Below are 25,840 nucleotides of genomic sequence, written 5' to 3' on the forward strand. Positions count from 1 at the left end.
CCTGTCCCGGGGTTCAACAGGGTCTTGGTTCGCTAACTCCCTGTTAAAGTTCCCAAAAGCCTAACACAGTCTGCCCGCCGGCCGGAAAACAAGCCCCGCAGGCAGCGCAGTCACCTGCCCACTACCGCCGGCTTACCAGCTGTAGACGCCCCGGTTCAGACCATCGCGAAAAGCACTGATCACCTTGGCTCCACGAAGTGTTGCGCCGGTGTAGCCGTCAATATCATCCACCACGTTCTCTGGCTCATACAACCGGAAAATTGCCTCCATCGGCTCGCCCTCCAGGCGCTCCGTGATCTGCTGATACTGACGCAAAACCGGGTAAAGCTCGGCGGAACTGTCCATCTTCAAATAGTCTTCATCCCGATAGAACAGGTGCCGGTAGGACATTCCCTTGATTCGCCCGCCTTCAAGCCGGAACTGCAGGCTTACCTGAATCAGCCCACGGTCGATGAAGTTGCCCCGGTAGGTGCCATCAAGATAATTACCCGGTGCCAAACCCAACAGCATTCGCCCAAGGCGGTCATCGCCAGTGGCGGGCTGTGTAGCCGAATCTGCGGTTTCAACCGGTGCTGGTGCCGGGGCGCCGCCTTCAAGCACACCTATCCGATAATCCTCCAGCCGGGCTGCGGCCCGAGGGCTGTGGGGCCGGCCGTTGCCCTTATCGAGCCAGGCCGACGTTGCCTCTTTACCGCACCAGCGGGTGAAGACCTCTTCCTCGGTGGGGTGATTCGGCAGGTACTCGGTGAGGTCGTACACCACACCGTTAATCACCTTCCAACAGCTGCCGGCATGATTGTGTTCCGCCACATCATCGAGCCGGAAAACCGACTCACCATCGGCATTCTCAGCGGTACCACCTGCTGTGGGTTCGGGGTTGCCCTGAACCAGGTTAACCACCACCAATGTCAGAACTACGCTGACAAAGGCAACAAATCCTGTATAGGCAATTCGGTTGCTGGTCATAGGAAATCAAACGCCTCCGTGTGAATACGATGGGCAGGCACGCCTTCGTGCCTGAGCAGGGTTTGCAGGTGATTGATCATGCCCGGCGGCCCGCACAGGTAGATGTCCCGTTCGGCGAAATCCGGGCAGCGCTCGGCCAGATAATCCCGGGTGATCACGCCGTGTTCGTTCATGTAGTGCGTGTGAACCTCAAAGCCATCACAGGCCTCGGCAATGCGGACCAGCTCGTCCAGGTAATAGGCTCGTTCCGGCCGGTTGGCCAGGTAGAACAAACAGGCATCTGGCCCCTGAGCCACAGTGTTCCCGACCCTGTCCCGGGCGCCAGCAACAAACGGCGTAATGCCGATACCGCCGGCCAACCACAGTTGCTTGCGCGGCTCACCTGGCAGGCCAGTACCCTTCTGCGCCAAAGCCGCATTCTCAAAAAAGGTTCCGTAAGGGCCTTCGATGCGCACCTCTGCCCCCGGCTTGATATCAAGCAATGCCCGGGTGGCATCGCCGACGGCTTTAATGCCGATTTTTAGTTCATCATCCCTGGAGCCCGAGGCGATGGTGTAAGGGTGTTCTTCCCTGTACCCGGCCACCAGGGAAGAGTCCATCGGTGTCAGATACACAAACTGCCCGGCCTGCCAGCGAATCCCCTTGCCCTTCGGGCGCAGGCGAAGCTCCACCACATCCCGGGCAAGTTTGTCGATGCCGTCTACCACATAGGGTTTCGTGGCCAGACGGGGTGACAATAACTTACGCCAGGCGATGGCCGCCAAAGCCAGGGCCGAGAGCAACCACCAGACCCAGGCTGTAGCTGAAAGCATCAGGGTATGCACCAACGCCAACACCAGTGCCGGCGCAGACAGCAGATGCAGGCGTTTCCAGTTTTGATAGTGCAGGGTGCCAAAGAAACCGAGCGTGGGGGCGATGAAAACCAACATGGTGAGGAAGGCGGCCCAGCCAACCCAGACCTCCCAATGACTCAGGGGCGGGAACAGCGTGGCAACACTGGTGCCAAGAGACATCGGCAAGGTGGCCAGTGCCAACAACAACACATGAGCCATCACCAGCATAAAGGCCGAGAACCCCAGCCAGCGGTGAATGGTCCATAGCCGCACCAAGCCACCAAACCAGGGATCTGTACCGGGAATACGGGCCGACAACATACCTGCCAGCAGAAACGCTGACAGGGCAAACACCCCGGCTAGCTCCGCCAGCGAATACAGCCAACCCTGACTGCCCCAGGGCAACGCCGGAGCAACAACAACGACAGGCAGTAAAAAGAGCCCCAGCAACAACAGATCGCCAGGGTATTTTCTAAGGGTCATAAACGCTCCATGTCAGTGAGCTATTTAACGTCCTCTCTGGCCCTGCGCCTGGTGCTCCAGCATTTGCTCCATCATCATCTGCATATGCTCCAGGCGCTGTTCCATCATTTCCATTCGCTGTTCCGGCTCCATACCCGCGCCACCCGAACGAGGCCCTTTGCCGCCGGACTGACCTTTCGGCTGGTTACCCATGCCCTGGCCACCGCCCATCTGGCCCTGGTGCTGCCCCATCATGCCCTGCCCTTGGCCCTGGCCCATGCCCTGCCCCATCATGCCACCACGCATCATCTGCATGTGCTGCTGCATGGACTCCATGTGCTTCTCACGAATACGCTGGCGCTCCGCATCCGACTTGGCGTTGCGCATTTCCTGCATCATTTCCTGCATCTGCGACATGTTCTGTTGCATCTGCTGCATCTGTTCCTGGTTCATCATGCCACCCCGCGGCATTTGCCCGGAGTTGCCCTGGGCAAACACCAGAAGGGGTGCGGAAACGAGAACGGAACATGCGATTAACCTTGTAAACCTGTTCATGACATTCTCCTTTTCATCACAGTTGATGAGTGTCTACTACAGTTAAGACCATAAAACTGAATCGAACCTGAAATAGCGGCCAAACCTACAACCTCTCTTGGCAAGAATTGACGCAGGTCATCGGTGCGCAAGGCCCCTTCGTTTCCAGAGGTAGAACAATACGGGAATGACCAACAATGCCAGCAGCATAGCACTGACCATACCACCCACCATCGGGGCTGCGATGCGCCCCATTACTTCCGAGCCCGTCCCGGTGCCGAACATGATGGGTAACAGCCCAATGATGATGGAACTTCCGGTCATCATGATCGGCCGAACCCGCAACCCGGCACCATGCAGAACGGCATGCCGGAGAGTTTCACGCCTGGGCTCAAGACCTTTTTGCTCGCAACTCTCAAGCATCGACTGGTAAGACTGGTTAAGGTACACCAGCATGATGACCCCGATCTCTACGGCAACCCCCGCCAGGGCAATGAATCCCACTCCAACGGCAACCGAAAAGTTGTAACCCAATAGATACATAAACCAGACTGCGCCCACCAGAGCAAACGGCAGTGTGCCCAGGATCATCGCTACCTCAGCAATGCGGCGGAAGCTCATAAACAACAGTATGACAATGATCGCCAGGGTCAGCGGGACCACATAGGTCAGCCTTTCCTTGGCCCGGAGCATGTATTCATATTGGCCGGACCAGGCCACGGAGTAGCCTGCCGGCAGCTGCAGTTCATCATTTACAACCGCCATGGCCTGCTCTACGTAGCTGCCCACATCAACACCCTCGATGTCCACAAAGGTCCAGCCATTAAGCCGGGCATTCTCACTTTTTATTGCTGGAGGGCCGTCCTCAATCCGAATGTCGGCCACATCCGCCAAGGCAATGCGTTGGCCGGACGGCGTCACGATCGGCAGTTGCCGGAGCTTCTCGGGGGAATCGCGGTAGTCTTGCGGATAACGCACATTAATAGGGTATCTTTCCAGCCCCTCGATGGTTTGAGACACGTTAATTCCGCCCACCGCCGAAGCGATCACCTGCTGAACATCGGCAATGTTGAGGCCATATCTCGCCGCCCGTAATCGGTCGATATCGGCCTGAACATAACGGCCCCCGGCAACGCGCTCCGAATACACAGATGCCGTACCGGGAACCTCCGAAAGAATGGCTTCCAGTTGCTTGCCCACTGCCTCGATGGTTGCCAGCTCAGGCCCGGCAACCTTGATGCCAACCGGCGTTTTTATCCCGGTCGCCAGCATGTCAATCCGGGTAATGATTGGCATCACCCAGGCGTTGGTAACGCCGGGAAACTGGATAAGGGCGTTCAGTTCCTGTTTGAGTTTTTCGGTGGTCATCCCCTCACGCCACTGGTCGCGTGGCTTGAGTTGAATAAACGTTTCAATCATCGTCAGCGGGGCGGGATCTGTGGCGGTCTCTGCCCGGCCAACCTTGCCAAACACCGTTTCCACTTCCGGCAGCGAGGCAATCAACCGGTCGGTCTGTTGCAGCAATTCCCGGGCCTTGCCGATGGAAATCCCTGGGTAGGTGGTTGGCATATACATCAGATCGCCCTCATCCAGAGGCGGGATGAATTCGCTGCCTATCCGGGAGGCAGGCCACACCCCCACCGCCAGAATCAGAACCACCACTACCAGGGTTGTCACCGGATACTTCAGGACACCCTTCAGCATTGGCAGATAGCCCGACACCAACAACCGGTTTACAGGATTTCGATGCTCCGACAGCACCTTGCCACGGATGAAGTAACCCATGAGCACTGGCACCAGCGTGACCGCCAGAGCGGCACTGGCCGCCATGGCATAGGTTTTGGTGTAGGCCAGCGGCGAGAACATTCGGCCTTCCTGGGCTTCCAGCACGAACACCGGGACAAAGCTGACGGTAATGATCAGTAATGAGAAAAACAGCGCCGGCCCCACTTCGGCCGATGCCTTTGCCACCACCTGCCAGCGGTTTTCACGGGTCAGCGGTGTACGCCCCATGTGTTTGTGCATGTTCTCGATCATCACGATGGCACCGTCAATCATGGTGCCTATGGCAATGGCGATACCACCCAACGACATGATGTTGGCATTGATGCCCTGCCAGTACATTGCGATGAAGGCTGTCAGGATGCCGACTGGCAGGCTGACCATCACCACCAGTGACGAACGCACGTGGAACAGGAAGATCACGCACACCAGCCCCACAACGAGAAGTTCTTCCAGTAATTTGTTCCAGAGGTTGGTCACAGCGCGATCGATCAACCCGGAGCGGTCATACACCGTGACCACCTCGACGCCGTCCGGCAGGCTGCTCTGCAAAGACTCCAGTTTGGCTTTCACCCCCCTTATGGTCTCCTGGGCGTTTTCACCAAAACGCATCACAATAACGCCGCCGACCGTTTCACCCTCGCCATTCAACTCGGCAATGCCCCTGCGCATCTGCGGCCCAACTTCTACGCTGGCCACATCCTTTAACAAAACGGGCGTGCCGTTGTCGTCGAGCCCCAGCGGAACCGAGAGCAAATCTTCCCGGGACTGGATATAGCCCGAGGCCCGCACCATGTACTCGGCCTCTGCCATCTCAATCACCGAAGCCCCCACTTCCTGATTGCCGCGTTTTATGGCGGTTTCAATGTGGGACAAGGGAATCCCCAGGGTACGCAGCTTTTCCGGGCTCACCTGCACCTGGTACTGCTTGACCATGCCACCCACCGTGGCCACTTCCGAAACACCGGGTACCGTCTGTAACTCATACTTCAGGAACCAGTCCTGAAGGCTTCGGAGCTGGCTCAGGTCGTGCTGCCCGGTGCGGTCTACCAAGGCGTACAGATACACCCAGCCCACGCCGGTGGCGTCAGGCCCCAGTTGCGGCCGGGCCTGCTCCGGCAGGTTCGGCGCCACCTGCGACAGGTATTCGAGCACCCGTGAGCGGGCCCAGTACATATCGGTGTTTTCGTCAAAGATCACATAAACGTAGGAATCACCGAAGAACGAATAGCCTCGAACGGTTTGAGCACCCGGCACCGAAAGCATGGCGGTGGTCAGCGGGTAGGTAACCTGATCCTCCACCACCTGAGGCGCCTGCCCCGGGTAGCTGGTTTTAATGATGACCTGGACATCCGACAGGTCCGGCAGTGCATCCACTGGCGTGTTCTTCAGGGAGTACAGTCCCAGACCGGTCAGCAGCAGTGCTGCCATGACAACCAGAAAACGGTTACGAACCGACCAGTAAATCAGCGACGTGATCATCAGTGGCCCCCTTCATGCTGCATGCCATGGGCGCTGTGATCCATCTCCGTCGGTCGGGGCGACATACGCAGAAAGTCAGAGGTTTTGCTGGATTCCGAATCGATCAGAAACTGCGCCGAGGTGACCACCGTATCGCCCGGCCTTACCCCCTGCAGAATCTCCACATACTCCTCACCTACCCGCCCAACATTGACATTAACCGATTTGAACGCTCCTTCTTCCAGGGCCAGCACCAGGCGGTCACTCTGGCCGGTGCGAATAACGGATTCCCGGGGCACTAACATTCGCCGGTCACCACGCTCTCCCTGTATGTTCAGCCGGGCGAACATACCCGGGCGCAAGGCACCGTCGGTGTTATCAAAGCGCAGTCTGACCCGGGCCGTGCGGGTTGTTGTGTTGATCTCCGGATAGACGTAATCCACCTGCCCCCGCCACTGCCGGTCCGGCATATAATCCAATGTCATCACCGCCCGATCACCGGGCTTAACTGCGGCAATCTGGCTCTCGAACATCTCGCCCAGAACCCAGACCTCGTCCAGCGAGGCAATGGTCACCACCTGGTCGCCGGGTTTGATGAACATCCCTTCGCGCACATTGAGACTCTCGATAACCCCGGTCGCCGGTGCGTAGACCGTCAGTGTACGGCGCACTTCGCGGGTATCCTTCAGGCTCCGTACCAGGCTGGTTGGAACATTCAGCGCCAATAGACGCTGCTCTGCAGCACGGACCAGATTCTCGTTGCCCCGGTTCAACGCCAGAACCAGTTCCTCCTGAGCGTTAACCAGGGTGGGCGAATACAACGAGTACAAGGCCTTGCCCTGTTCAACCGGCTCCCCCTCCGCCTTCACATACAGCGCCTCAATCCAGCCCTCAACACGGGGATGCACATGGGCCATGGCGTCCTCGTTATACTGGACGTGCCCGACGGTGGTGATGTTTAGTGGCAGGCGCCCCTGGATAACCGTGCCGGTCCTCACACCCAGGTTGTTGGTCACGGCGGGCGATATCCGGACGGTGCCCGCTGGGTCATCCGCGGCTCCGCCGTCCGCATAAACCGGCACAAGGTCCATCCCCATGGGCGACTTGCCCGGTTTGTCCCTTCTGAAATCAGGGTCCATGGGGGCCACCCAGTAAAGCGGCTCCTGGGCCTGTGAATGTGCAGGATCAGCGGTGTGATCCATGCTGGCGCCAGCCGCCAGCCACCAGCTAATGCCGGCACCGGCAAAACCACCCAGCACGAGAAAGCCCAGAGGGCGAATGAAATTGGCCATAGTTGTCAGTCCTGATAACGAGTTGATGAAATGAGGGGGGCGTTATCCGCGCCGGCGGTGACGTAATCGAAACTGGCTTGCGACCTGGCGCGCTCGGCCACCATCTGAACCAGCTCGATGCGGGCATTCAGCTCGGCAATACGCGCACGCACGGCTTCGGCAAAATCACCATCGTCAGAGTTGTAAGCACTCAGGGCGGCTTCGGCCTGCTGCTCCATCTGAGGCAGCAGGGTTTCCCGGTAACGTGTAATGCGCTCATCCAGGCGCTCAATGCGCGCCAGTGCACTGCGGGCTGACGCCTGCAACTGGCGCAGCTGCAGCATACGTTCGGTTTTAACGGTCTCTGCCCGGGCCACGGAGGCTTTGAGGTTCCGGTCTTGGCGGTTACTGGTGAATAGTGGGAGATCAACACTGATACCGACGGAGAAAAGGTCGGCCCTGTCCTGGCCATTGGGGGCTCTATCGCGGTATCCGTACTGTGCAGACAGTGACCATTCCGGTTTGTAGGCCTGTCTCGCCAGGTCCACCTCCAGAGTCCGCACCTCAATCAGTTCATCCGTGGCACGAATCATCGGGTGGTCGATCGCCAGTGCGCTATCGACCTTCGGACTGCCGTTCGCAGACAGTGCTGTCAAATACGGCGGTATGGTGTCGTCAACAGCCAGGAGGTCGGCACGGATTCCAGCTATTTCGTCAACCCATGCTCCCACCCACTCCGCCAGCGCCTCACGGCTGGAACTGAGCTCTGCTGACAGCGCGGTTAGCCGGTCGTCCAGCCGGGTCAGCTCGACGGATGCGCGAATCACGTCCTGCTGCCGGGCGCTCATTGTGGCCGAGCGGTAGCCCGCCTGGGCAACGTCTTCCAACTGCTCGAACAGGCCACGACTGCTCTCGATCAGCTGCACACTTTGCTGGGCGCGCCAGACATCGAGCCACAGGTGGGTGACTGTTTCGGTCACCTTGAGTTCACGATTGTCTCGCTGGCGGGGTTGTATTGACGCCATCTGCAGTACCCTGGCTTTGGCAATCCGGCGGCTGTCCCCCCGGGGAAAGCGCTGGGTAATGCCAACGGTGGTCTGGGTCATTGCCTCTTGCCCGAGATCGAAAGTGTCTGTGGGCAGGTTTGCCAGCCCGAGCGTCAAGCGGGGGTCAGGCAGCGAGCCCTGTGCCACCGCTTCTTCCCTGAGGGCCTGTTCCTGATAAACGCTGCCTTGCAGCCAGGGGTCATTCTGTATGGCGATTTCAATGGCCGACGTCAGGCCCAGCTCCTGCTGGGCCACTGCAGGCAAGGCTGAGATGGCCAGCATTGTGGCCATGCCCAGTTTTGGAAGGTGTCTGAGATAACGCAAAGTGAATTCTCCGCAAAAGGCTGTTATGCGGAGAATGCTAGAGGGGCAACCTGAACTGTGACTGAAAGATTTGTCCTAAATAATGGATTTTTTGATCTCGCTCAAAACAATCAGACACGTGCTCTGATCTGGCTATTGAATTTACATCAAACCAACGCCGAATCGTTTCATTACGAGTGCCAGGGAAACAAAACAGATCATGGTCAGCACGGCACTGACCGCCAGCGACAACCAGAATCCCAAACGGGGTAACAGGAACGGAAACAACAGAAACATCGGCAAGGTGGGCAACACATACCAGAAGGTGTACCAGGCATGGTTGGAGATTTTGTCCGCAGGCTGATGCTCAACATACATCCAGACCATAGCCAGCACAGTCACCATGGGCAACGCTGCAATCAGTGCGCCGAGTTTGTCACTGCGTTTGGCAACTTCCGAAATCAGTACCACCAGGGCGGCGGTGATGGCGTATTTGGTTATGAGCCAGGTCATTGTATTGCTCTCCACAAAAGCCCCGGCAGGCGCGAACCCTTCGGAACATTTTTAATATTTAATTGTTATCCGTTTGGCGAGAAAGGTATCCTCATTCGCTTAAGCAATACAACTACCGAAGCTGGGTTGTCACGACGATGCCCATGACCGAGCCAATGCACTGACACCCATGATCGCCACCATTCGCCACAGAACACTGTTGCCACTGATGGTTATGCTCATCGCACTGGCTGGCATGACGCTCTCCACCATTGGTGAAGCATCTTCCCATGGTATTGCCGAACTCACAGGGTTGGACGTGACTGATCATGGTGACCATTCCCACAGTCATAGCCTGGAGGATCGCAGCGAGAGTTCACACGGTTCTCACCAGCACCACGACTCCGGCAACCACACCCATGAAACGGCAGATCGGCTGACCATAACGCTCACACCTGCACAAGTCATCTCACACCGGCAACCCCTGTCTTTCGCCGGAGCCTCGCCCCAGAATTTTCGTTATCGCCTGGAACGCCCTCCAAAACCCGCTCTGATTGCCTGATTCTCGCTGCTCTGCAGCTGACTGAACGAACACAATTGGAGTCTTTATGTTGTCAACTTTGCTTGGCGGCGTTCGGCGTAGGCGTCATGCCACCGGCGGATACCGTCTGTTATGGATTGTTCTGACCTTCGGGCTGTTCGGCATGAGCGCCGATGTGCTCGCACATGCCGTCGCCGAAGGCGATAAAGGCTATATCCAGGAGATCACCGGGGTTAACCTGATCGCCTTCATGTATCTGGGCGCCAAGCACATGGTCACCGGTTATGACCATCTGCTGTTCCTGCTGGGTGTCATCTTCTTCCTCTACCAGATGAAACACATCGCGATCTACGTGAGCCTGTTTGCGGTAGGGCACTCCACCACCATGCTGCTGGGGGTGTATTTCAACATTGGCATCAACAGTTACATCATTGATGCCATTATCGGTCTGTCCATCGTGTACAAGGCGCTGGACAACATCGGTGCCTATCAACGGTGGTTTGGTTTCCAGCCCAACACCAAGGCCGCCACGCTGATCTTCGGGTTCTTCCACGGCTTTGGCCTGTCTTCAAAAATCATTGAATACGACATCTCGCCGGACGGCCTGGTGCCAAACCTGCTGGCGTTCAACGTCGGGGTGGAAATCGGCCAGCTCATCGCCCTGGCCATGATCCTGATTGCCATCAGCTTCTGGCGTAAAACCGATGGCTTTTTCCGCCATGCCTACACCGCCAATGTGGCCATGATGAGCGCAGGCTTCCTGCTCTTCGGCTATCAGCTCACCGGTTATTTTGTCGCTTAATTCTGGAGATTCGTTATGTACAACACCGATAGACCAAACCGGGAGGAACTACCCTCCACCGCCAAACTGATTCGATCCACCATTATCGCCGCTATCGTTGCCCTGGTGCTGCTGGTGACGGTGGTCATGCCCGCCGAGTATGCGCTGGACCCGACCGGTGCCGGCCGGGTTCTGGGCCTGACCGAGATGGGTGAAATCAAGGAACAGCTGGCCGAAGAAGCGGCCGCCGATGCCGCCGCGCAAAGGGTGGCAGTGCAAACCCAGATAGAAGCACCGGCGCCAGCATCGGTTGAGCCCGCCGCCACTGCCGAAGCAGCTCCGGAAGCCGAACCGGCGCCGGAAGAGCCTGCTCCAGCAACCGCCGACGAATCCGAATGGCAAGATGAGGTTCGTTTTGTGCTGACGCCGGGCCAGGGTACGGAGTTCAAACTCACCATGAATGAGGGCGCCATCGCCCGGTTTTCCTGGGAATCCGAAGGTGGCCCCGTTAACTTTGACACCCATGGCGATGGTGGCGGCCGGTCCATCTCTTACGAAAAGGGCCGGGGCGTCCCGGAGGATGAAGGCGAGCTTGAGGCCGCCTTTACCGGCAACCACGGCTGGTTCTTTCGGAACCGCAACAACAACAATGTGACCATGGTACTGCGCACCGGCGGTGATTACGGTGAACTGAAGAAAATGCTGTAACTGGTAAAGTACGCACCACTGCGACAGCCTCAGGGACGAGGCACAAATAAACGATATTGAATAATGTAATCAAGGAAAAGGGCTAATGAGTGAAGTTTCTTTCAGGGAAGCGCTGATAGTCTGGATTAGGATCGGTCTTCTCAGCTTCGGCGGCCCGGCAGGGCAGATCGCGTTAATGCACCGGATTATTGTAGACGAGAAGAAGTGGCTGGATGAGTCTCGATTTCTACACGCCCTGAACTATTGCATGCTGTTACCCGGGCCTGAGGCTCAGCAACTTGCCACCTACATCGGTTGGCTAATGCATGGTGTGAGGGGCGGGGTTATTGCAGGCCTGCTGTTCATCATTCCTGGGGCCCTGGCAATTTTCCTTTTGTCCTGGGCGTATGTCACCATCGGTGACCTGACTCTTGTTGAAGGTGTTTTTTTCGGCCTGAAAGCGGCGGTGCTCGCGATTGTTGTTCAGGCCCTGATACGAATCGGCAAACGAGCACTCAAGGGCACTTTGAGACCGTTCCTCGCCGTTGCCGGTTTTCTGGCTTTGTTTGTTTTCAGCGTACCGTTTCCGATCGTGGTTCTGACGGCGGGCATTGCGGGCTACCTGATAGCACGTAGACTTGGGCCGGACAATACGGAGGCTAATCAGTCGTTGGTCAGCACCGAAACCATTGTGCGCCCGGGCACCCGGCGTGCCGCCCTGACCTGTCTGATACTTTGGGCACTAACCGTGTTCGGGTTGCTGGCCGCCCTGGGCTACGACCAAGTGTATTCACAGATTGCCGTGTTTTTCTCAAAGATGGCGACGGTCACTTTTGGCGGCGCCTATGCGGTGCTCTCCTACGTGGCCCAGCAAGGAGTTGAGAACTATCAGTGGCTCCAGCCCGGTGAAATGCTGGAGGGCCTCGGCCTGGCGGAGACAACGCCAGGGCCCCTTATTCTGGTCACACAGTTCGTTGGATTTCTCGCAGCCTACCGCGATGCTGCCGGCGAGTCTGCGCTCCTCTTCGCCTCTATTGGCGCCCTGCTGACCACATGGGTGACGTTTCTGCCCTGCTTTCTGTGGATCTTTGCCGGTGCGCCCTACGTGGAGAAACTACGCGCAAACCAAGCCATTTCTTCCGCCCTTGGGGCCGTCACTGCCGTCGTCGTTGGAGTGATTGCCAACCTGGCACTTTGGTTTGCGATCAGCGCACTGTTCGCCGAGCAATTCCTCTTCTCGGAGTATGGTGTCAACATGCAACTGCCCCATCTTGCCAGCGTAGATGTGCCGATGCTGACACTCTCAGCCGTGGCGTTTCTCTGTGCGTTCCAGTTCAAAATGGGGGTTATCCCCCTGGTGAGCACATTGGCCAGCCTTGGGGCCGTCTGGATGCTGATGGCGGGCTAACCCAAGCTCGCTGCTGACAACGACAGCGGACGCCCCGGTGCAGCCTCCGGACGGAACCTGTTCAAAGGAATCCATAACGATGTGACTGTGCAGCGTCATCGTAAACGCATCGCCTTTATGATCACGAGGACAGAGAACAGAAATAAGCGAACACAAAGTCCCTATGTACTTCCGATAGGTCAGTTCAAGCCCCTTACTTCGTATTGTTCGGCGACACAGCCTATTTAACAATAAAATAATTATATCCGCATACCCCTCGCACAACCCAATCAATTTTCGGCCGTTGACAAATATCAAAAATATATTTTTTATATTTCAGCTTCATTTCAGAAACTAATGATTAACTGCATTCACCAACCAAACAGGAGGTGTAATAAGGGAGAAAAACACCGCAGGGTAACCCCCGCGGGAAAGTCAACTCGCGGAGACACAAGCACCGGCTAACTCAAATGTTGAGCAGTCGATGCCCTGATCGCGGACAAGTAAAACACACAAACCTGAAACCGAGCTGAATTACTGAGCCTGTTTATGGCAAGAAAGGAAAATATCATTAAGAAAGCAATTATCGCTGCTGCAGTCACTGCCTTATTTTCAACCATGGCTACTGCCAACTCGGGCTTGGCGGATCGTATCAATGAAGCACGCAGTTACCCGAACAAAACAATCAGTGCAGAAAAACCTGAAATGATCTGCACACAAAACAAAACCAATCACCGGAATATTAGGGAGGGTCTGATTAATGCCTGATTTCTTGCCGAATAACTTTATTAGCTCAAAAAAAGCTATTCAAAGCTGAGGAATCCCCACGAACTTTGCTATCCATCGCATAAGGCCTGCTCTTTGACTTCCCCTTGGAGGCTCGTCAGAACTGTCTTCCAAGAGGGCCATGGGACAGCACCGACACAATGACGTCGCAGCCACTCCAGTCCCAAACGCCACACGGAGAGAACGTTCCGATGACGGATCGTGTTGCTCTGGTAGCGTCGCTGTTGCCCGCTGTCTCGGACTTGAAGACCGGCAACCATCACCACGACATTGGCCAGCATCGCGATCAGCAGCAGGATTTCGATCCGCTTGCCTTGGCGAGACTGATGCATGCCGAAGCCCAGCCCGAACTGGGGACTCTTGACGTCGCGGAAGCCCTCTTCAATCTGCATGCGCTGCCGGTAAATGGCCACCAACTTGTCCGCCAGCGTTGAGCGCGCCGGTAGGTTACTGACCAGCACCCAGGGCTCCTTCTGGCGCTGGGCAATCGCCCGGCTGCGGCTGTCCTGGGAGACCTGTCCGCGCTTGTTGCGATGCTTGCGCCCCTGCGGCGGCCGATGGTAGAGCACCATGCGGGTGGTCAGTGGATTGCTCTCAGCAATTTGCACGGAACCCAGCGCCCGCGGTACCGATGTCGCTTGCGGAAACAGGTCTGACACAGGTTGCCACGCCTGCCCTGGCAGCTGGCAGCGAACCGGGCTACGCACCCGGCCGACGTAGTACCAACCACGTGCCTCAACCGCCTCGAACCAGGGATTACGAAAGCCCGCATCGGTGACCAAGATCGGCGTGGCGTTGTCAGGCAGTATCTCGGCCAGAGCGGCCAACAAGTATGCCTCACAGTGTTGGCAGCCATCCTTGTGGTGGACTTTCTCGAAGATTGGCAGCGAGCGCCCGGCAAAGGGCACCGCGGCGCGCAGCAAGAACCGTTTGCCACGGTCATCAATCGGCGACCAGTCCACCAGAATCAGCGGGCGGGTCATGTGGCCAATCAGCAGGCTGGCCACGAGCCAATAGAACAGGGGACGCTCCTGATGCAGGTGAGGGTTGCCCAGCAACCGATCGACTCGCTTGATGGTGTGCTTGGTAGCCACTGGCCCTGGCAAGGCACGCCCCAGGGCGGTCAAGCCCAGGCGGCGCTCGCCCAGCAGGGCACCCACCGTGTCGAGCAGCGCCTGCAGGCGCTTGGCATGGACCAGGGGGAGTGATGAGGTCAGCAGAGTATGTAAGAATCGAGGGGCCTGCATGGGTCTCCTTAGGCATATTGTTGGTTTGGCGATTAACAACATGCCGACCCATGCAGGCCTTTTCAATCATATCATCCTGATTTTCTTATCTATTTCGTGGGGATCCGTCAGTATTCAAAGGCAATTTAGGCACGATCAGCCCCTCTATTTGTTCATTTTTTGCCCGTTTCCCGCGATTCCGGCGGAAAACAGGCGCACTGGCACTACGCCAGCAGGTATTTTTCACCCATCAGCAGGTTGCTGAACGCGGCCAGCAAGTGTAATCGGTTACTGTTTTTAGCCAGGCCGCGATAGCGAACCTTGCTGTAGCCAAAGACCTGTTTGATGTACCGGAACGGATGTTCCACTTTGGCACGGGCGCTGGCTTTGAGCTTTTCAGCCTTCAACTTTCGGTCGTCCAGTTTTTTACGAGAACCGGGGCGTTTGGCAATGAACCAAGAGACGTTTTTGCGATCCTTATGCTCATCCCGCTTTTGAATGCCAAGATAACCGGCATCACCGAACACGCGCTGCTCGTCACCGTGAAGAAGGTTGCCGGCCGGCACAATGTCGTGGACGTTGGCGGCCGTCGTGTCGATGCTGTGGATCAGTCCGAGCGTGTCATCAACGCCGATGTGCATCTTCATGCCGAAATACCATTGATTGCCCTTCCTGGTTTGGTGCATCTCTGGATCCCGCTGACCACTTTTGTTCTTGGTGGAACTCGGTGCCGAAATAATGCTGGCATCCACAATGCTGCCTTCGCGCAGCATCAGGCCGTTCTTTTCCAAGTGCTTGTTAACTTCTTTGAACAGCACCTTGCCGAGTCCGTGGCGTTCAAGGAAATGGCGGAACTTGAGAATGGTGGTTTCGTCCGGCAGGCGGTCCAGCTTCAGACCAGCGAAGTGCCGCATGGATTCGATCTCGTAAAGAGCGTCTTCCATGGCTGGGTCGCTGAGGTTATAGAACAACTGCATGCAGTGGACTCGCAGCATGGTCGGCAGCGGATACGGTGGTCGGCCGGTCTGGCCCTTGGGATAATATCGGGCTACCTTCTTCTCCAACTGCTTCCACGGAATCAGCTTGTCCATCCGCTCCAAAAAGATCTCGCGGCGGGTCTTGCGCTTCTTGGTCTGGTACTCAGCTTCGGAGAAGGTAATCTGATCCATGGTGGCAACGAATCCTGTGCGGTTGACGGTGACCGTATTATCGCTGATTTTGAGACTTATTCAGAGCCTCCCTTTGTTTTTTTATTAAAATTCAGGGTCATTTCAGAAACCGATGTTTCAATAGAGCCATCAAACAACCCGGAGGTGTAATAATGAAAACGTTATTTGTATTTGCAGCAGCCGTCACGATTTCAACATCCGTACTTGCAGGCAACATGTCAGACAATAAGAACATGAAGGCCATGCACAGCCAAATAATGAACACCGAGTCCGTTGAAAAGATTCTTCAGAATGACGATATGCGGCGTTTGCACAGGGACATGACGCTTTATGCCATTTCCGAGGTAGGTATGGAGGCTCGCCTGCAAATGATGACGAAAGAGGGTCGCGCCTATCATAAGGCATTGGAGAAAAAGCAAAAAAATACCGCAGGGTAAACCATGCGGCAAAGTCAGCTCGCGGAGACGCAGGCACCGCCTGACTCGAATGCTGAGCAGCCGGCGTTCTAACGCCAGCAAGTAAACCATACCAACCTGAACCTGACTTGAATTACCGAGTCAGCTTATAGAAAGAGAGATCAACATTATGAAAAAACTAATTATCGTTACTGCAATCATGGCTGCATTTTCAACCATGGCCACGGCCGGCGGCTTGGCCGATCGCTTCAATGAAGAACGCAGTTACCCTAACAAAACCAGTTACCCTAACAAAACAGAGCATACTAAAAGCATGCACATGCACCGTATGCATGAGAAACAAAACCATGGGATGGTAAAAAAATCTCAGGCAAACCAGGATGAATCACGCGAAGTTAATTACGGAAAAGAACAATCAGAGAGAGCGCCTATTAACCATAATCATCACTAAATCGGTGCAGCGAACATCATGTTAAAACATAGCCGGTCATCTTACGAAAAGATCATCGGCTATTTATCATATAATTCCTAACTATATGTTCAGAAAAACCATTGTAACTCCATTAGCCCGACCGGCTCTAATCTCCCATATTCGCTGTCGTTGTCGCCTCCGAACCATTGGGCTCCTGCCGTGAGATAAATTTCCCGTTTGAATGGCAGCGTCCATGTGGACCGGGGGTAAAGTACCCAACTGGCATCATCGGCATTGCGGATGACCACCACGCGATACTGCCAGAACGGATTGATATCCTGCCATGCCAGCAGCCCGATATAATGGCGCCCGGTATACAGTGGGCGGGTGGAAACCAGCCTCAAAAGGTCCAGGTTTCCGGGCCGTGCGGGCTGACCGTTGTAGAAATACTCCAATGCCAGGTTAAAGCCGTTGCGATACGCCCAGTTCAGATCTGCCACGCCCTGCCAGTAACCATCGCCAGTATCTGCTTCGCTCCAGACGAGTTCAGTACGCCAACCGGTGCCGGCCACTGAGCTACTGCCGCTGACACCCGCTTTGGTCGTGCCTGCAAAATCGCCGATCATCACACTGGCATCGACCCCGGCAACAAAACGCTTGGCCCTCGCCGCCGTGCTGGCCTCTTTATCACCGTGTTGCGGGGCATGAACAGCGCTGATTCGGCCAGTTGCCCCCCAGGGGCTGTCCCATAACACGGCGTCCACGCCAATTCGTTCATCAGGTTCCAGATTGAGGGGGCTGACAGGATTGAGAATGTCCATGGGGTTCCAGATCAGGGCGGTGGACCAGTTCACCTGTTGGCGCCCAAATCGGAAATTCCCGGCTGGCGAGCGCCACTGTATGGTGCCACGGTAGAGTTGATGACGCGCCAACACATCCCCTGACTCATAGACGTCGCCCTGAAGATCCCAGTAGCGTGGATCGGGAACCTCTCTGAGCAGGGCGAATTCCGGGCTGTCCAGAAAACTGCCTGTCACCAGCTCCAGGTCGTAGGCCGCATCCAGAACCCAGTCTTCATATCGATAGCGGGGCTCCAGACGCAGGCGGGTAAGGTTCGAGAAGTAACGATCCTCATCAACCAGCGAGCGCGACCCGGCACTGAGATTCTTGAGCGATCCGGAATGGCTGAAATCAGCCGCAGCGTTCGAAGCCAGCATCAGCCAGGCCAGGCCCACCGCCACCAGTGGAGTGCGATCAACCATGCCGAATGGCCTCAACCGGGTCCAGTCGTGAGGCCCGCCACGCCGGGTACAGCGCTACCAGCACGGAGCACAGGAACAACAGCAGGCTGGGAAGCCAGACATGATCGAAAATCAACACCGGATAGATGCGGTCGGTGATACCGGGGATGGCTTCCAGAGAGCGACTGACCGAGGACAGATCAATACCGGTCTGGCCAAGCCAGAACACAAGCAGGCCGCCAACCACCGTTCCTGCCACCATACCCAACACCGCAAGAAAGAATGCCTCAAACAGAATCGTCAGCTGTAATTGTCCGCCTCTCGTACCCAATGCCAGCATGACGCCCAGTTCCGGGGTACGCTCCATCACCGACATCACCATGGTGTTCATGACGCCAATCGCGACCACCACAAAGACCACCGACAGAATGAGATAGAAATCCACCTTGCTCATCTCAACCATCTGCACAACCACAGGCAGCAAGGTTTCCCAGTCCTGGGCCACCAGCCCGTGGTTGGTCAGAGGCGACGACTGGTTCAGGGTCTGTGCCAGGGCCACACTGTCTGAGCGATCTGACAGCCTCAGCACGATCCGTGAAACTTCGTCCTCCTGCAGGCCGCCCAGTGTTCGGGCTGCATTGATATCGATGAATGCATACTCTGTGTCGAACAGGTCACTGCCGGTGCGGTAGATGCCGCGAATGGTCTGGGCGCTGGAGGCAAGATCTCCACCAGCCAGCCCAGGACCTCCACATTGCGTTCCTGCAGCTGCTTCCGCAGGCTTCCAACCACCGCTTCGAACTGGTCAGAGTCCTCTACGCGGGCAGCAATCTCGGTAAACCGCCCTTCAAAAGCATACAGTGTCTGGGCGGATGCCAGGGGCATCTGGGCTACAAATCCATCAATACGTTTGATGCCGGTTTCGAAAACACCCACCACCTCGAACCGGTCTGCGCCAATGGAGCCGTCCGCTGCCTGAACCACCAGCACCAGCTCATCTCCCGGGGAGGTACTCAGGGCACTGGCGGCGTCCACGCCCATAACGATCTCATTGTCCCCCTCCAGATAGCGCCCGTGGATGATCGACCGATCAAGCCGGGTTACCTGCGGCTCTGTTGTGCTGTCGACCCCCATCACCTGCAAGGCCCGTGACTGGTCGGCATGGCTGGCCAGCGCATTGCCCGTCACCCTGGGCGTGGTCGCTGCGACACCGGTTACGGAGGACATTTCCTCAGCAAGGTTCCAATGCTCGGCAACGGCAATGTTCATTTCCCGGTCGTCGTGAAATCCGCGCTGGTGCACTTTCAGGTCGCCGGTTACATAACCGGTCATGTTGTTGATCATCTGGGCATTGATGCCATCGATAAAAGCCCAGAGAAACACCAGACCTCCGACGCGCTCGCTCCATCACCATCGGATCGTGGGTGGAAAACACAAAGGTAATCCCGTGCTCGGCGTTCAACCCCCGCATCAAGTCCAGCAGGGCCGCACCGGTCGCGGAGTCGAGATTGGCGGTTGGCTCATCGGCCAGGACAATCGCAGGCTTACTGACGATGGCCCTGGCCACCGCGACACGTTGTTGCTGGCCGCCGGAGAGTTCATGGGGCAGACGCTGTTCCATCCCCTGCAGCCCGACCTCCGCGAGAATGCGCCGGGCCTCGGCCCGTCGTTCCCGAAACGGAATGCCGCGAAGCATCAGCACATACTCCACATTCTCCTGAGCCGACAAGACGCCGATAAGGTTGTATTCCTGAAACACAAAACCGATTTTCCACAACCGCAGAATGGTGCGCTTCTTGCGGCTGAGCCCGGTGATTTCCTCACCCGCCACCTGAATGCGCCCCGTATCCGGTTCGTCCAGGGCCCCGATCTGGTTCAGTAGGGTAGTCTTGCCCGAACCCGACGGCCCCACCAGCGTTGTGAACTCACCGGGCTCGATCGCCACGGATACATCGTTCAGCGCCTTGACGGCGATGGAATCCTGCTGATAAATCCGCGACACATGCTGGACATTGACGATGCTAATAGCGGAGCCTCATTCCGGGTTGCGCAGGCGACGCAATGAGAAAAGCGCCTCGTCTACAGGAATATCGAATTCAATGGATTCAATGTGGATGATCGTTCGGGACACGGGAATAGCGTCCGCGCGGATCTCGAATTCAAGCTGGCTCCAGACCACCGGCGCGTCGGGCCGTGGCGTTGAGACGACCCGGTACACCGGCACCTCGCCAGAATCATCTACCCCGGCAACCTCATGGGTGTAGTCGTCGACAAATGAACTTTCCTTGACCAGATCATCGTTGCTGAAGTTGGACCCCATCCATGGCTGTAGCATCATTGACGGTGGAATCTTGATCGTGCGATCAACTTTGGGAAGGTAATTCCACATGGCATCGCCGATTCTCAGCGAGCCAACGCCAGCCTCTTTTTTCGGTGAGTGAATCCGGATCAAGGTGTGATCGGGCCGATTCATCCAGGCTTCCAACTGCAGCTCCCGAGTCCAGTAGTCACTCTCGATACGCATGGTGGAGCGGCCGTGACTACTGTCTGACCAAAGCAACTGCTCCATGCGTTCAATTAAAGAAACCGCCGAAGTCGTGCTCGCCAGAAGAGGGGCAGAAAACAAAACAATTAGAAGAAAGCAGGAAAGCCTGTAATGAATCACAGATCGTCCATCCGTCCTATTTGCCGGGCCAGGCGCATAGACTCGTTCGTTTCCATCTCCAGTAGTCCTTCCAGCAACTCTCGAGCTTCCGGGATTTCCGCTTTACCCAAAAGATTCTTGTACAGATTCATGACTTGCTCATGGAAATCCATAACCTCGCGGTAGATTCCCTGGAAATCCAGTTTGGCGTATGGCTCGTCGCAGGTGCGGTGTGTTTCTATCGGATTGTGTCTGAGGTAGTCATAGACCCGTGTTTCCAGTGTGTTACTGGCACTCTGACCCTCAAACTCTTCGACGATCCGTGCAAGTTCCGATTCGTGAGATGCAAGATACTCCAGTAACACTCCTGCCCTTTCCTCCTCATGCCGCGTGGCGCAGTGCCCGAGACACTGGGCCAGATGCGTGTGCAGGTCTCGGGTCCACTCGATCAACTCACCAAAGCTTTTGATATCCATGATGGCTTACTCTCCTTAAGTTGAACGCACGTCGTTGCGATGCCAATTCAGCGCCCTGGCCATGAAGCTAAATCCGTTGTCGAAAATCCCGGAAACTTGGGATAAACCGTGGTGTTTTAGCCGCATAGTCGCGCCACGCCTCCCCAAACTCTTTCTCGATATCTTTCTCCTCATGAATGGACAAACGTGAGTACATCCATAGGAGTACCGGAAACATTGCCAGGGTAAGCAGCGTCGGCCATTGCAGGAGAAAGCCAAACATGATCAGTGCAAACCCGACATATTGCGGATGACGAACCCAGGCATAAAGCCCACTGGTGGCGAGTTTGCTCTCTTTCTGAGCGGTGTACAGTGTGCGCCAACCGGCCGCGATCAGATGTAGGATCGTAAAAAAGTTGGTAACTAAAAGTCTCTCCAGGGGGCGTATTTTCCCCTCAGAACCGATGCGATGGAAATAAAGTCGGTAACTTTGAGGTAGGTTTAACTAGAATGGCTGCCCCCTGCATAATAATAAAGTCAGTAACTATTAAAAGCCTGACTGGCACCAAATTCCAATCCTATTCCGTTTTTGCCTCTCAGCTGAGTCTTATTGCTCGCCTCCGTTCCTTTCCATCATGAAGGCATGTTCCACGTGTGATCCATAGCTGAAGGGCTGAAGGAAATATTGGGGATGACGCATTTGAGTGACTTATGTCTGCACGAGTGTCTCCAAAGATCTAGTGGTTTGATCTCAACCTTTCAAAAATCTTTGGAACTGCAAGTGGAGTTCGGGGGCAGAAATTGCCCCCGTTTAAAGTTTCTATCTCGTTTTTACCAGATAGGGTTCTATTGCGGCTTTTAGCTCTGGTGATGGAGCCTTGATTACCAGCTTCTCCATTGGGAGTTCGTGAACGACCATTAGCGATAACGCTTGATGGTCAAGAACGTGGATCGTTACTCGGTTACCCAGGTTATCCTTCGTCGCGGTGGCCAATTGGTTTCTTCCACTTGGTGTGAGTTTCAGCCAAAGTGTTCCTTCCGAAAGAACGGCTGCCTCAATCGCGTCCCCAGTCAAATTGATTGTGACCGCATCGCTCTCTTGAGCATGTGCTTGCTGCGACTGAGTACTACAAGCCGATCCGATAATGACGAGAGTCAAAACAAACAGTCTTAGAAGCATGGATTGGGTGGCATCCCGTCAGTCCAGGTAGATTCGATGCCATATGAAACTATGAATGCATCGGAATTGGTCGATACCTCAAAATTCCATCCCATAGGCTCGTCCCCACCGTTTACAAAAGTGAAGGTGACGCTCTGCTGAGGCAGAATAATCGACTCCTTCGTTTGTCCAAGCGGGTCAGTATCCTTGACAGATATTGTCGTGCCAAGAAGGTTCTGGTTAGTGAATGTCAGTTTAACCGCCTGGCCAAATGATCCACTGATCGTAGCATCGCCGGTCAATGCACCACCTTGTCCTTCGACGGGCACAAATTGCTCTGTACGGAGGACCTGCACGGCGTCCACGGCCAGGGCCGAGTCTACGATCGTATCCCCTACATCCTGTACTTCATACGCTAGCTGTACCGTCGTGCCTACCAGCCCGGAAAGATCCGTGTTGTAATTGATCTCAGGCGTAGCCCCGTTATACCCAAGCAGACCTGATGACCAGGTAGAACTGTTGACGTTTCCGTTCGCTATGATTTCGACCTTACCGGGCGCAGTTAAACGTGCGAGATAAGTGTCATTATACTCTGTACCGTAGTATTGCGGCCACTCGTTAGAAAGAAACCGAAGACGGCCAGAGACTTGCTCGTAAGCAGGTGGAACAACAAACGCCTGACTCAAGGTACCCTTTGCTGATTGCGAGCCAGCATTGCTGACAACAGCCGCTTGGGTTACCGGACAGCCAGCTGCAGCTGCGCTTTGCGCACCGGCGAGAAGCATCACTGCTGTGCAAGGGATCACGACGCTTAACTTTGGCGCCACTTTCTTCATGATATCCATATTACTCAATCTCCCTTAGTTGCCTGAGTCCGGTGTGGTGAAAACAAGGTTTCGGTCAATGAGGGTGACTGAGCCTTCTGTAGACCATCCTTCTAGGCCATTCTCGAAATTGCTATTCAGGAACTCGGCATTTACAGTCTGAGGCGCAGTTATTGTCAGGTTGCGCGTGATCTGGGAGGAGTAACTCGACAGGACTCCAGTGGTGGATCCGCTAGCACCAGTATCGTTTTTGAAGCCAACGAGAATCAGAGTTCCATCTCCATGGACATTCGTCAGTGCAAAAGATCCATCGCTTGACGAGATTGTTGAGTATTTTCGGTCAGTATCGGGAAAGATAGCTGTTACCAGAGCGGCGGGAGCAGGCAGCCCAGATTCATCATAAACAGTTCCGTAGATGGCACTGCTACCTGCGGGGTCAACAGTAACGAGTACAGAAGATGTGTTTTCGGTTTCAAGCAAACTGCCTTGAGCGCTGCCTGTTCTTCCATCCTGAGTTGTTACGTCTACAACGTAAACTCCAGCTTCCGTTAGATCTGAGATTGAAAACAGACCATTGCTATCGGTGGTGGCTGTGAACGTAGATCCCGACTCGATAAAGCTAACGTTAACGATTGCGCCGCCGATAGGTGCCTTATCGTTGAAGCCGAACACACCGCCATTTATAGCCAATGTCTCTGGTTCAAAGTTACCAGAAATAATGGAAACGACTCTCTCGGCTTCAGATATCAATGCAGCCGCGTAACTCTCCCCAATAAATTTTCCGCTTCTCTTACTAACGCCTGCGATATATTTTTCCAGCTCTTGAATCGCCTTATCGTCAGCCTCTTTTGCGTAGTGCTTTTCAGCATTAGCAACACGGTGGCAGAGCCCAGTTTGAGGGGGATTCCCCACGGCTGGGTCTAACGTCATTGTTGCAAGCTGACGAAAAGGTTCTGGAAGAGTCTCACAAGCAGCAGTTCCGTTGTTGCTCGCATGTGTCTGGATGGATATGAGTGCAATGGATAATAAAGACGCGAATAAGACAAATAGTCTTAGCATTTAAAGCCTCCGTGTTTTCGTTTAGTCCCTAACGGCTACCACCTTCTGAAAGGCGTTGAAGCAGTGCCGTCGTGGGTAAAATACTAGGAGAGGATTTCAGCTTCTGTGTAACAGTGCGTACTTATAAAGTTATTTTTTGTCGAGCCGACTCCAAAGGCATACCAGCATCGAATCCCATGAAGCGGCATTCGTTGATCCGGTTACTCTCTTCATTTTTTGATGAGCGGTTTGACCAAGCGGACACCGGAAACGAGTTACCAACTCTATTAGTAAGTTACCAACTTTATTATGTTGTTACCGACTTTATTACGATCCCACATCAGATAAAATCCACCCGCAATGAAAGCGGTACTCAGCAAATGGAATGGCCCGAAGTGGGGAGAACCCTGCCACCCAAACAACATTTCCAGTAAATGCCCGCTGTCATGGGAAAACCAGTCAACATCTGGGTAGCTGCTTTGTAACCAGCCCGCAAGGAAGTAAATAGTTAACGGGAAACCGTACATTTCAGTAAACAACGCGACCAGAAACGCACTAAAGGCACCAAACGAGCGCCAGTCGCGCTTAGTTTTAGGCTTGAAAAAGCTGAACGCAAAAAAGATAAAAACAGCAGAGTTCAGGACGACGAGACTCCAGAGCCCGTAGTCAGTTGCTTCATTGCTCATGGTGATCTTCCTTTTTCGGACCATGTTGATGTCCGGAATGGCCTCCGTGCATAAATATATGCATTAGCGGGCACAGCAGGAGAATCAACCACGGCAGTGCGCCGAGAATATGAACCTTGTGCTCGCCCCAAAGGAGAACCAGAGCAATCACACCGAAGAAAGAAAGCGTAATCCAATATCGACGGCTAAATTCCATAACGAATTCTCCTGAAGCTGTGACAAGCAATTTTTGCTTACCAGCTCCTAAACCCAAGTGATAAGTCTAGGTAATCACAGAAGTCTGAATTCAAACTGAACACTTCAGCCAGCTTGGAAAAAGAGTTGATCTCAATCAATTCCTGGACGAACTTCGCGCACCCTCCCGCCTTCGCCCGGTGCTTTCATGACGATAATCAGACCAATAATTGTGATACTAATGCCGGTGATTTCCACAACAGTGAAGGTTTCCCCAAACCACAGTAGCCCGATAACAACACCTATGGCCGGCGTAAGAAAGGTAAACGAATTGAGACTGTTCAAAGGAGCGCTTGCCAGCAGGGCATACCACAACACGACCATCAGTGCCGTAGCGGGAATGGACAGCATTAAAGCAGCGGTGGCAAACGACCAGGTCCAGTTAATGTCCATGCCTTCGCCCAGGATGACAGAAGCAAAACCCAGAAAAACTGAACCAATTACAAGCTGAATGCCCATTGACCAGTAGATATCATCGCTGCCGGCCTGGTATTTAAGCAGTACGTTTCCAATGGCAGTACCCCAACGGCGCCACCAAGAATTTAAACCGATCCTATGAATCTGGAGTTACTTACTTCCATGTCAGGCGCTGCGAGCACCACAACACCGATAAAGCCAATGAGTAATCCGGCAAACAGACGCCCGCTCACAACTTCCCTGATGAAAAAATAGGACAACACAGCTGCAAAAAGTGGTTGTGCGTTTGCCAAAACGGTTGCAAGCCCGGGGCCCAATTCTCCGGCTCCGAGAAACATCCCGCCAAGCCCCATACCGGTGTAACTGAAGCCGATAGCCGTCAACACAAAAAACTGTCGGGGGGGAGTATCGGACGCGACCGCCCCTTGCAAGGGCGATCAGAACCAGGCAGATACCCGCCAGCAATGCCCGTAACGCCGCAAAAAGCAAGGGTGGCGCGTCTGGAAGACCCACCACGATAAAGGGAAAACAAATCGCCCAAAGAACCACAATGAGCACCATGCCGGCAGCTGAACGTATCGACATCA

General features: G+C 55.1%; 26 protein-coding genes and 3 pseudogenes. 7 read left to right on the plus strand and 22 right to left on the minus strand.

Annotated elements, in window-relative coordinates:
• Nucleotides 1-132: 132 nt before the first annotated feature.
• The 7 genes from ASQ50_RS06845 to ASQ50_RS06875 all read right to left on the minus strand — a co-directional run bounded on the left by ASQ50_RS06845 (nucleotide 133) and on the right by ASQ50_RS06875 (nucleotide 9,171).
• Nucleotides 133-966 carry a cytochrome b5 domain-containing protein gene (locus ASQ50_RS06845; protein ID WP_058092659.1) on the minus strand — a complete coding sequence of 278 codons (834 nt, stop codon included), beginning with the start codon at nucleotides 964-966 and terminating at the stop codon, nucleotides 133-135.
• On the minus strand, nucleotides 963-2,282 hold the full coding sequence (locus ASQ50_RS06850) for a ferric reductase-like transmembrane domain-containing protein (protein ID WP_058092658.1): 1,320 nt from the start codon (nucleotides 2,280-2,282) through the stop codon (nucleotides 963-965). Before ASQ50_RS06850 ends, ASQ50_RS06845 begins: the two co-directional genes overlap by 4 nt.
• Nucleotides 2,283-2,306: 24 nt before the next feature.
• Nucleotides 2,307-2,816 (minus strand): hypothetical protein, encoded by a 510-nt coding sequence (locus tag ASQ50_RS06855; RefSeq protein ID WP_058092657.1) that lies wholly within the window; start codon nucleotides 2,814-2,816, stop codon nucleotides 2,307-2,309.
• Between the two features lie 117 nt (nucleotides 2,817-2,933).
• Nucleotides 2,934-6,059, minus strand: a complete 3,126-nt coding sequence (locus tag ASQ50_RS06860) for an efflux RND transporter permease subunit (RefSeq protein ID WP_058092656.1) — start codon at nucleotides 6,057-6,059, stop codon at nucleotides 2,934-2,936.
• Nucleotides 6,059-7,330 (minus strand): efflux RND transporter periplasmic adaptor subunit, encoded by a 1,272-nt coding sequence (locus ASQ50_RS06865; protein ID WP_058092655.1) that lies wholly within the window; start codon nucleotides 7,328-7,330, stop codon nucleotides 6,059-6,061. Before ASQ50_RS06865 ends, ASQ50_RS06860 begins: the two co-directional genes overlap by 1 nt.
• A 5-nt stretch (nucleotides 7,331-7,335) precedes the next feature.
• Nucleotides 7,336-8,679 (minus strand): TolC family protein, encoded by a 1,344-nt coding sequence (locus ASQ50_RS06870; RefSeq protein WP_227513273.1) that lies wholly within the window; start codon nucleotides 8,677-8,679, stop codon nucleotides 7,336-7,338.
• A gap of 141 nt (nucleotides 8,680-8,820) precedes the next feature.
• Nucleotides 8,821-9,171, minus strand: coding sequence for a DUF3147 family protein (locus ASQ50_RS06875; RefSeq protein WP_058092654.1), 351 nt, complete (start codon nucleotides 9,169-9,171; stop codon nucleotides 8,821-8,823).
• Between the two features lie 169 nt (nucleotides 9,172-9,340).
• On the opposite strand from ASQ50_RS06875, the gene ASQ50_RS06880 reads away from it, so the two are divergent.
• The 5 genes from ASQ50_RS06880 (at nucleotide 9,341) to ASQ50_RS06900 (ending at nucleotide 13,314) form a co-directional block, all read left to right on the plus strand.
• Nucleotides 9,341-9,712 (plus strand): hypothetical protein, encoded by a 372-nt coding sequence (locus ASQ50_RS06880; protein ID WP_058092653.1) that lies wholly within the window; start codon nucleotides 9,341-9,343, stop codon nucleotides 9,710-9,712.
• Between the two features lie 142 nt (nucleotides 9,713-9,854).
• Nucleotides 9,855-10,493, plus strand: coding sequence for a HupE/UreJ family protein (locus ASQ50_RS06885; RefSeq protein WP_156510055.1), 639 nt, complete (start codon nucleotides 9,855-9,857; stop codon nucleotides 10,491-10,493).
• A 15-nt stretch (nucleotides 10,494-10,508) separates the two neighbouring features.
• Entirely contained in the window at nucleotides 10,509-11,180 is a 672-nt protein-coding gene (locus ASQ50_RS06890) for a hypothetical protein (protein ID WP_058092651.1), read from the plus strand.
• Between the two features lie 85 nt (nucleotides 11,181-11,265).
• Nucleotides 11,266-12,567 (plus strand): chromate efflux transporter, encoded by a 1,302-nt coding sequence (chrA, locus tag ASQ50_RS06895; RefSeq protein ID WP_058092650.1) that lies wholly within the window; start codon nucleotides 11,266-11,268, stop codon nucleotides 12,565-12,567.
• Nucleotides 12,568-13,095: 528 nt separating this feature from the next.
• On the plus strand, nucleotides 13,096-13,314 hold the full coding sequence (locus ASQ50_RS06900) for a hypothetical protein (RefSeq protein ID WP_058092649.1): 219 nt from the start codon (nucleotides 13,096-13,098) through the stop codon (nucleotides 13,312-13,314).
• A gap of 68 nt (nucleotides 13,315-13,382) precedes the next feature.
• Here ASQ50_RS06900 and ASQ50_RS06905 read toward each other — a convergent pair whose 3' ends face one another.
• A complete protein-coding gene (locus ASQ50_RS06905; protein ID WP_058092936.1) occupies nucleotides 13,383-14,579 on the minus strand; it encodes an IS4 family transposase in 1,197 nt (398 codons plus the stop codon).
• A gap of 203 nt (nucleotides 14,580-14,782) precedes the next feature.
• Nucleotides 14,783-15,727, minus strand: coding sequence for an IS5 family transposase (locus ASQ50_RS06910; protein WP_058091924.1), 945 nt, complete (start codon nucleotides 15,725-15,727; stop codon nucleotides 14,783-14,785).
• Between the two features lie 152 nt (nucleotides 15,728-15,879).
• Here ASQ50_RS06910 and ASQ50_RS06915 point away from each other — a divergent pair, with 152 nt between their 5' ends.
• Entirely contained in the window at nucleotides 15,880-16,164 is a 285-nt protein-coding gene (locus tag ASQ50_RS06915; protein WP_058091923.1) for a hypothetical protein, read from the plus strand.
• Between the two features lie 148 nt (nucleotides 16,165-16,312).
• Nucleotides 16,313-16,594, plus strand: a complete 282-nt coding sequence (locus ASQ50_RS06920) for a hypothetical protein (RefSeq protein ID WP_058091922.1) — start codon at nucleotides 16,313-16,315, stop codon at nucleotides 16,592-16,594.
• Between the two features lie 89 nt (nucleotides 16,595-16,683).
• Here the strand turns inward: ASQ50_RS06920 and ASQ50_RS06925 are convergent, their stop codons facing one another.
• The 13 genes and pseudogenes from ASQ50_RS06925 to ASQ50_RS21785 form a co-directional block, all read right to left on the minus strand.
• On the minus strand, nucleotides 16,684-17,817 hold the full coding sequence (locus ASQ50_RS06925) for a hypothetical protein (protein WP_058091921.1): 1,134 nt from the start codon (nucleotides 17,815-17,817) through the stop codon (nucleotides 16,684-16,686).
• Nucleotides 17,810-18,385 carry an ABC transporter permease gene (locus ASQ50_RS06930; RefSeq protein WP_058091920.1) on the minus strand — a complete coding sequence of 192 codons (576 nt, stop codon included), beginning with the start codon at nucleotides 18,383-18,385 and terminating at the stop codon, nucleotides 17,810-17,812. The genes ASQ50_RS06925 and ASQ50_RS06930 overlap by 8 nt, the downstream gene beginning before the upstream one ends.
• Before the next feature lie 642 nt (nucleotides 18,386-19,027).
• Nucleotides 19,028-19,798: an ABC transporter ATP-binding protein gene (locus ASQ50_RS20445; protein ID WP_227513274.1), complete on the minus strand. Its 771-nt coding sequence runs from the start codon at nucleotides 19,796-19,798 to the stop codon at nucleotides 19,028-19,030.
• A 33-nt stretch (nucleotides 19,799-19,831) separates the two neighbouring features.
• A complete protein-coding gene (locus ASQ50_RS06945; protein ID WP_227513275.1) occupies nucleotides 19,832-20,320 on the minus strand; it encodes an outer membrane lipoprotein-sorting protein in 489 nt (162 codons plus the stop codon).
• Nucleotides 20,321-20,457: 137 nt separating this feature from the next.
• Nucleotides 20,458-20,916, minus strand: coding sequence for a hypothetical protein (locus ASQ50_RS06950; protein ID WP_058091917.1), 459 nt, complete (start codon nucleotides 20,914-20,916; stop codon nucleotides 20,458-20,460).
• Between the two features lie 67 nt (nucleotides 20,917-20,983).
• Nucleotides 20,984-21,292, minus strand: a pseudogene (locus tag ASQ50_RS06955) (methyltransferase family protein); the annotation flags it as partial.
• Nucleotides 21,293-22,065: 773 nt separating this feature from the next.
• Nucleotides 22,066-22,899 (minus strand): hypothetical protein, encoded by an 834-nt coding sequence (locus ASQ50_RS06965; RefSeq protein WP_058091915.1) that lies wholly within the window; start codon nucleotides 22,897-22,899, stop codon nucleotides 22,066-22,068.
• A gap of 15 nt (nucleotides 22,900-22,914) precedes the next feature.
• On the minus strand, nucleotides 22,915-23,937 hold the full coding sequence (locus tag ASQ50_RS06970) for a carboxypeptidase-like regulatory domain-containing protein (protein ID WP_058091914.1): 1,023 nt from the start codon (nucleotides 23,935-23,937) through the stop codon (nucleotides 22,915-22,917).
• A gap of 317 nt (nucleotides 23,938-24,254) precedes the next feature.
• Nucleotides 24,255-24,602, minus strand: a pseudogene (locus ASQ50_RS06975) (isoprenylcysteine carboxylmethyltransferase family protein); the annotation flags it as partial.
• Nucleotides 24,592-24,798: a DUF2933 domain-containing protein gene (locus ASQ50_RS06980; protein WP_058091913.1), complete on the minus strand. Its 207-nt coding sequence runs from the start codon at nucleotides 24,796-24,798 to the stop codon at nucleotides 24,592-24,594. The gene ASQ50_RS06980 and the pseudogene ASQ50_RS06975, both read right to left, overlap by 11 nt.
• 131 nt (nucleotides 24,799-24,929) lie before the next feature.
• A complete protein-coding gene (locus tag ASQ50_RS21380) occupies nucleotides 24,930-25,397 on the minus strand; it encodes an EamA family transporter (RefSeq protein WP_412535736.1) in 468 nt (155 codons plus the stop codon).
• Nucleotides 25,379-25,606: an EamA family transporter gene (locus ASQ50_RS21620; RefSeq protein WP_264754045.1), complete on the minus strand. Its 228-nt coding sequence runs from the start codon at nucleotides 25,604-25,606 to the stop codon at nucleotides 25,379-25,381. Before ASQ50_RS21620 ends, ASQ50_RS21380 begins: the two co-directional genes overlap by 19 nt.
• Nucleotides 25,607-25,658: 52 nt before the next feature.
• Nucleotides 25,659-25,838, minus strand: a pseudogene (locus tag ASQ50_RS21785) (EamA family transporter); the annotation flags it as partial.
• Between the last annotated feature and the right edge of the window lie 2 nt (nucleotides 25,839-25,840).

The sequence above is a fragment of the Marinobacter sp. LQ44 genome (assembly GCF_001447155.2).
Classification (GTDB): Bacteria; Pseudomonadota; Gammaproteobacteria; order Pseudomonadales; family Oleiphilaceae; genus Marinobacter.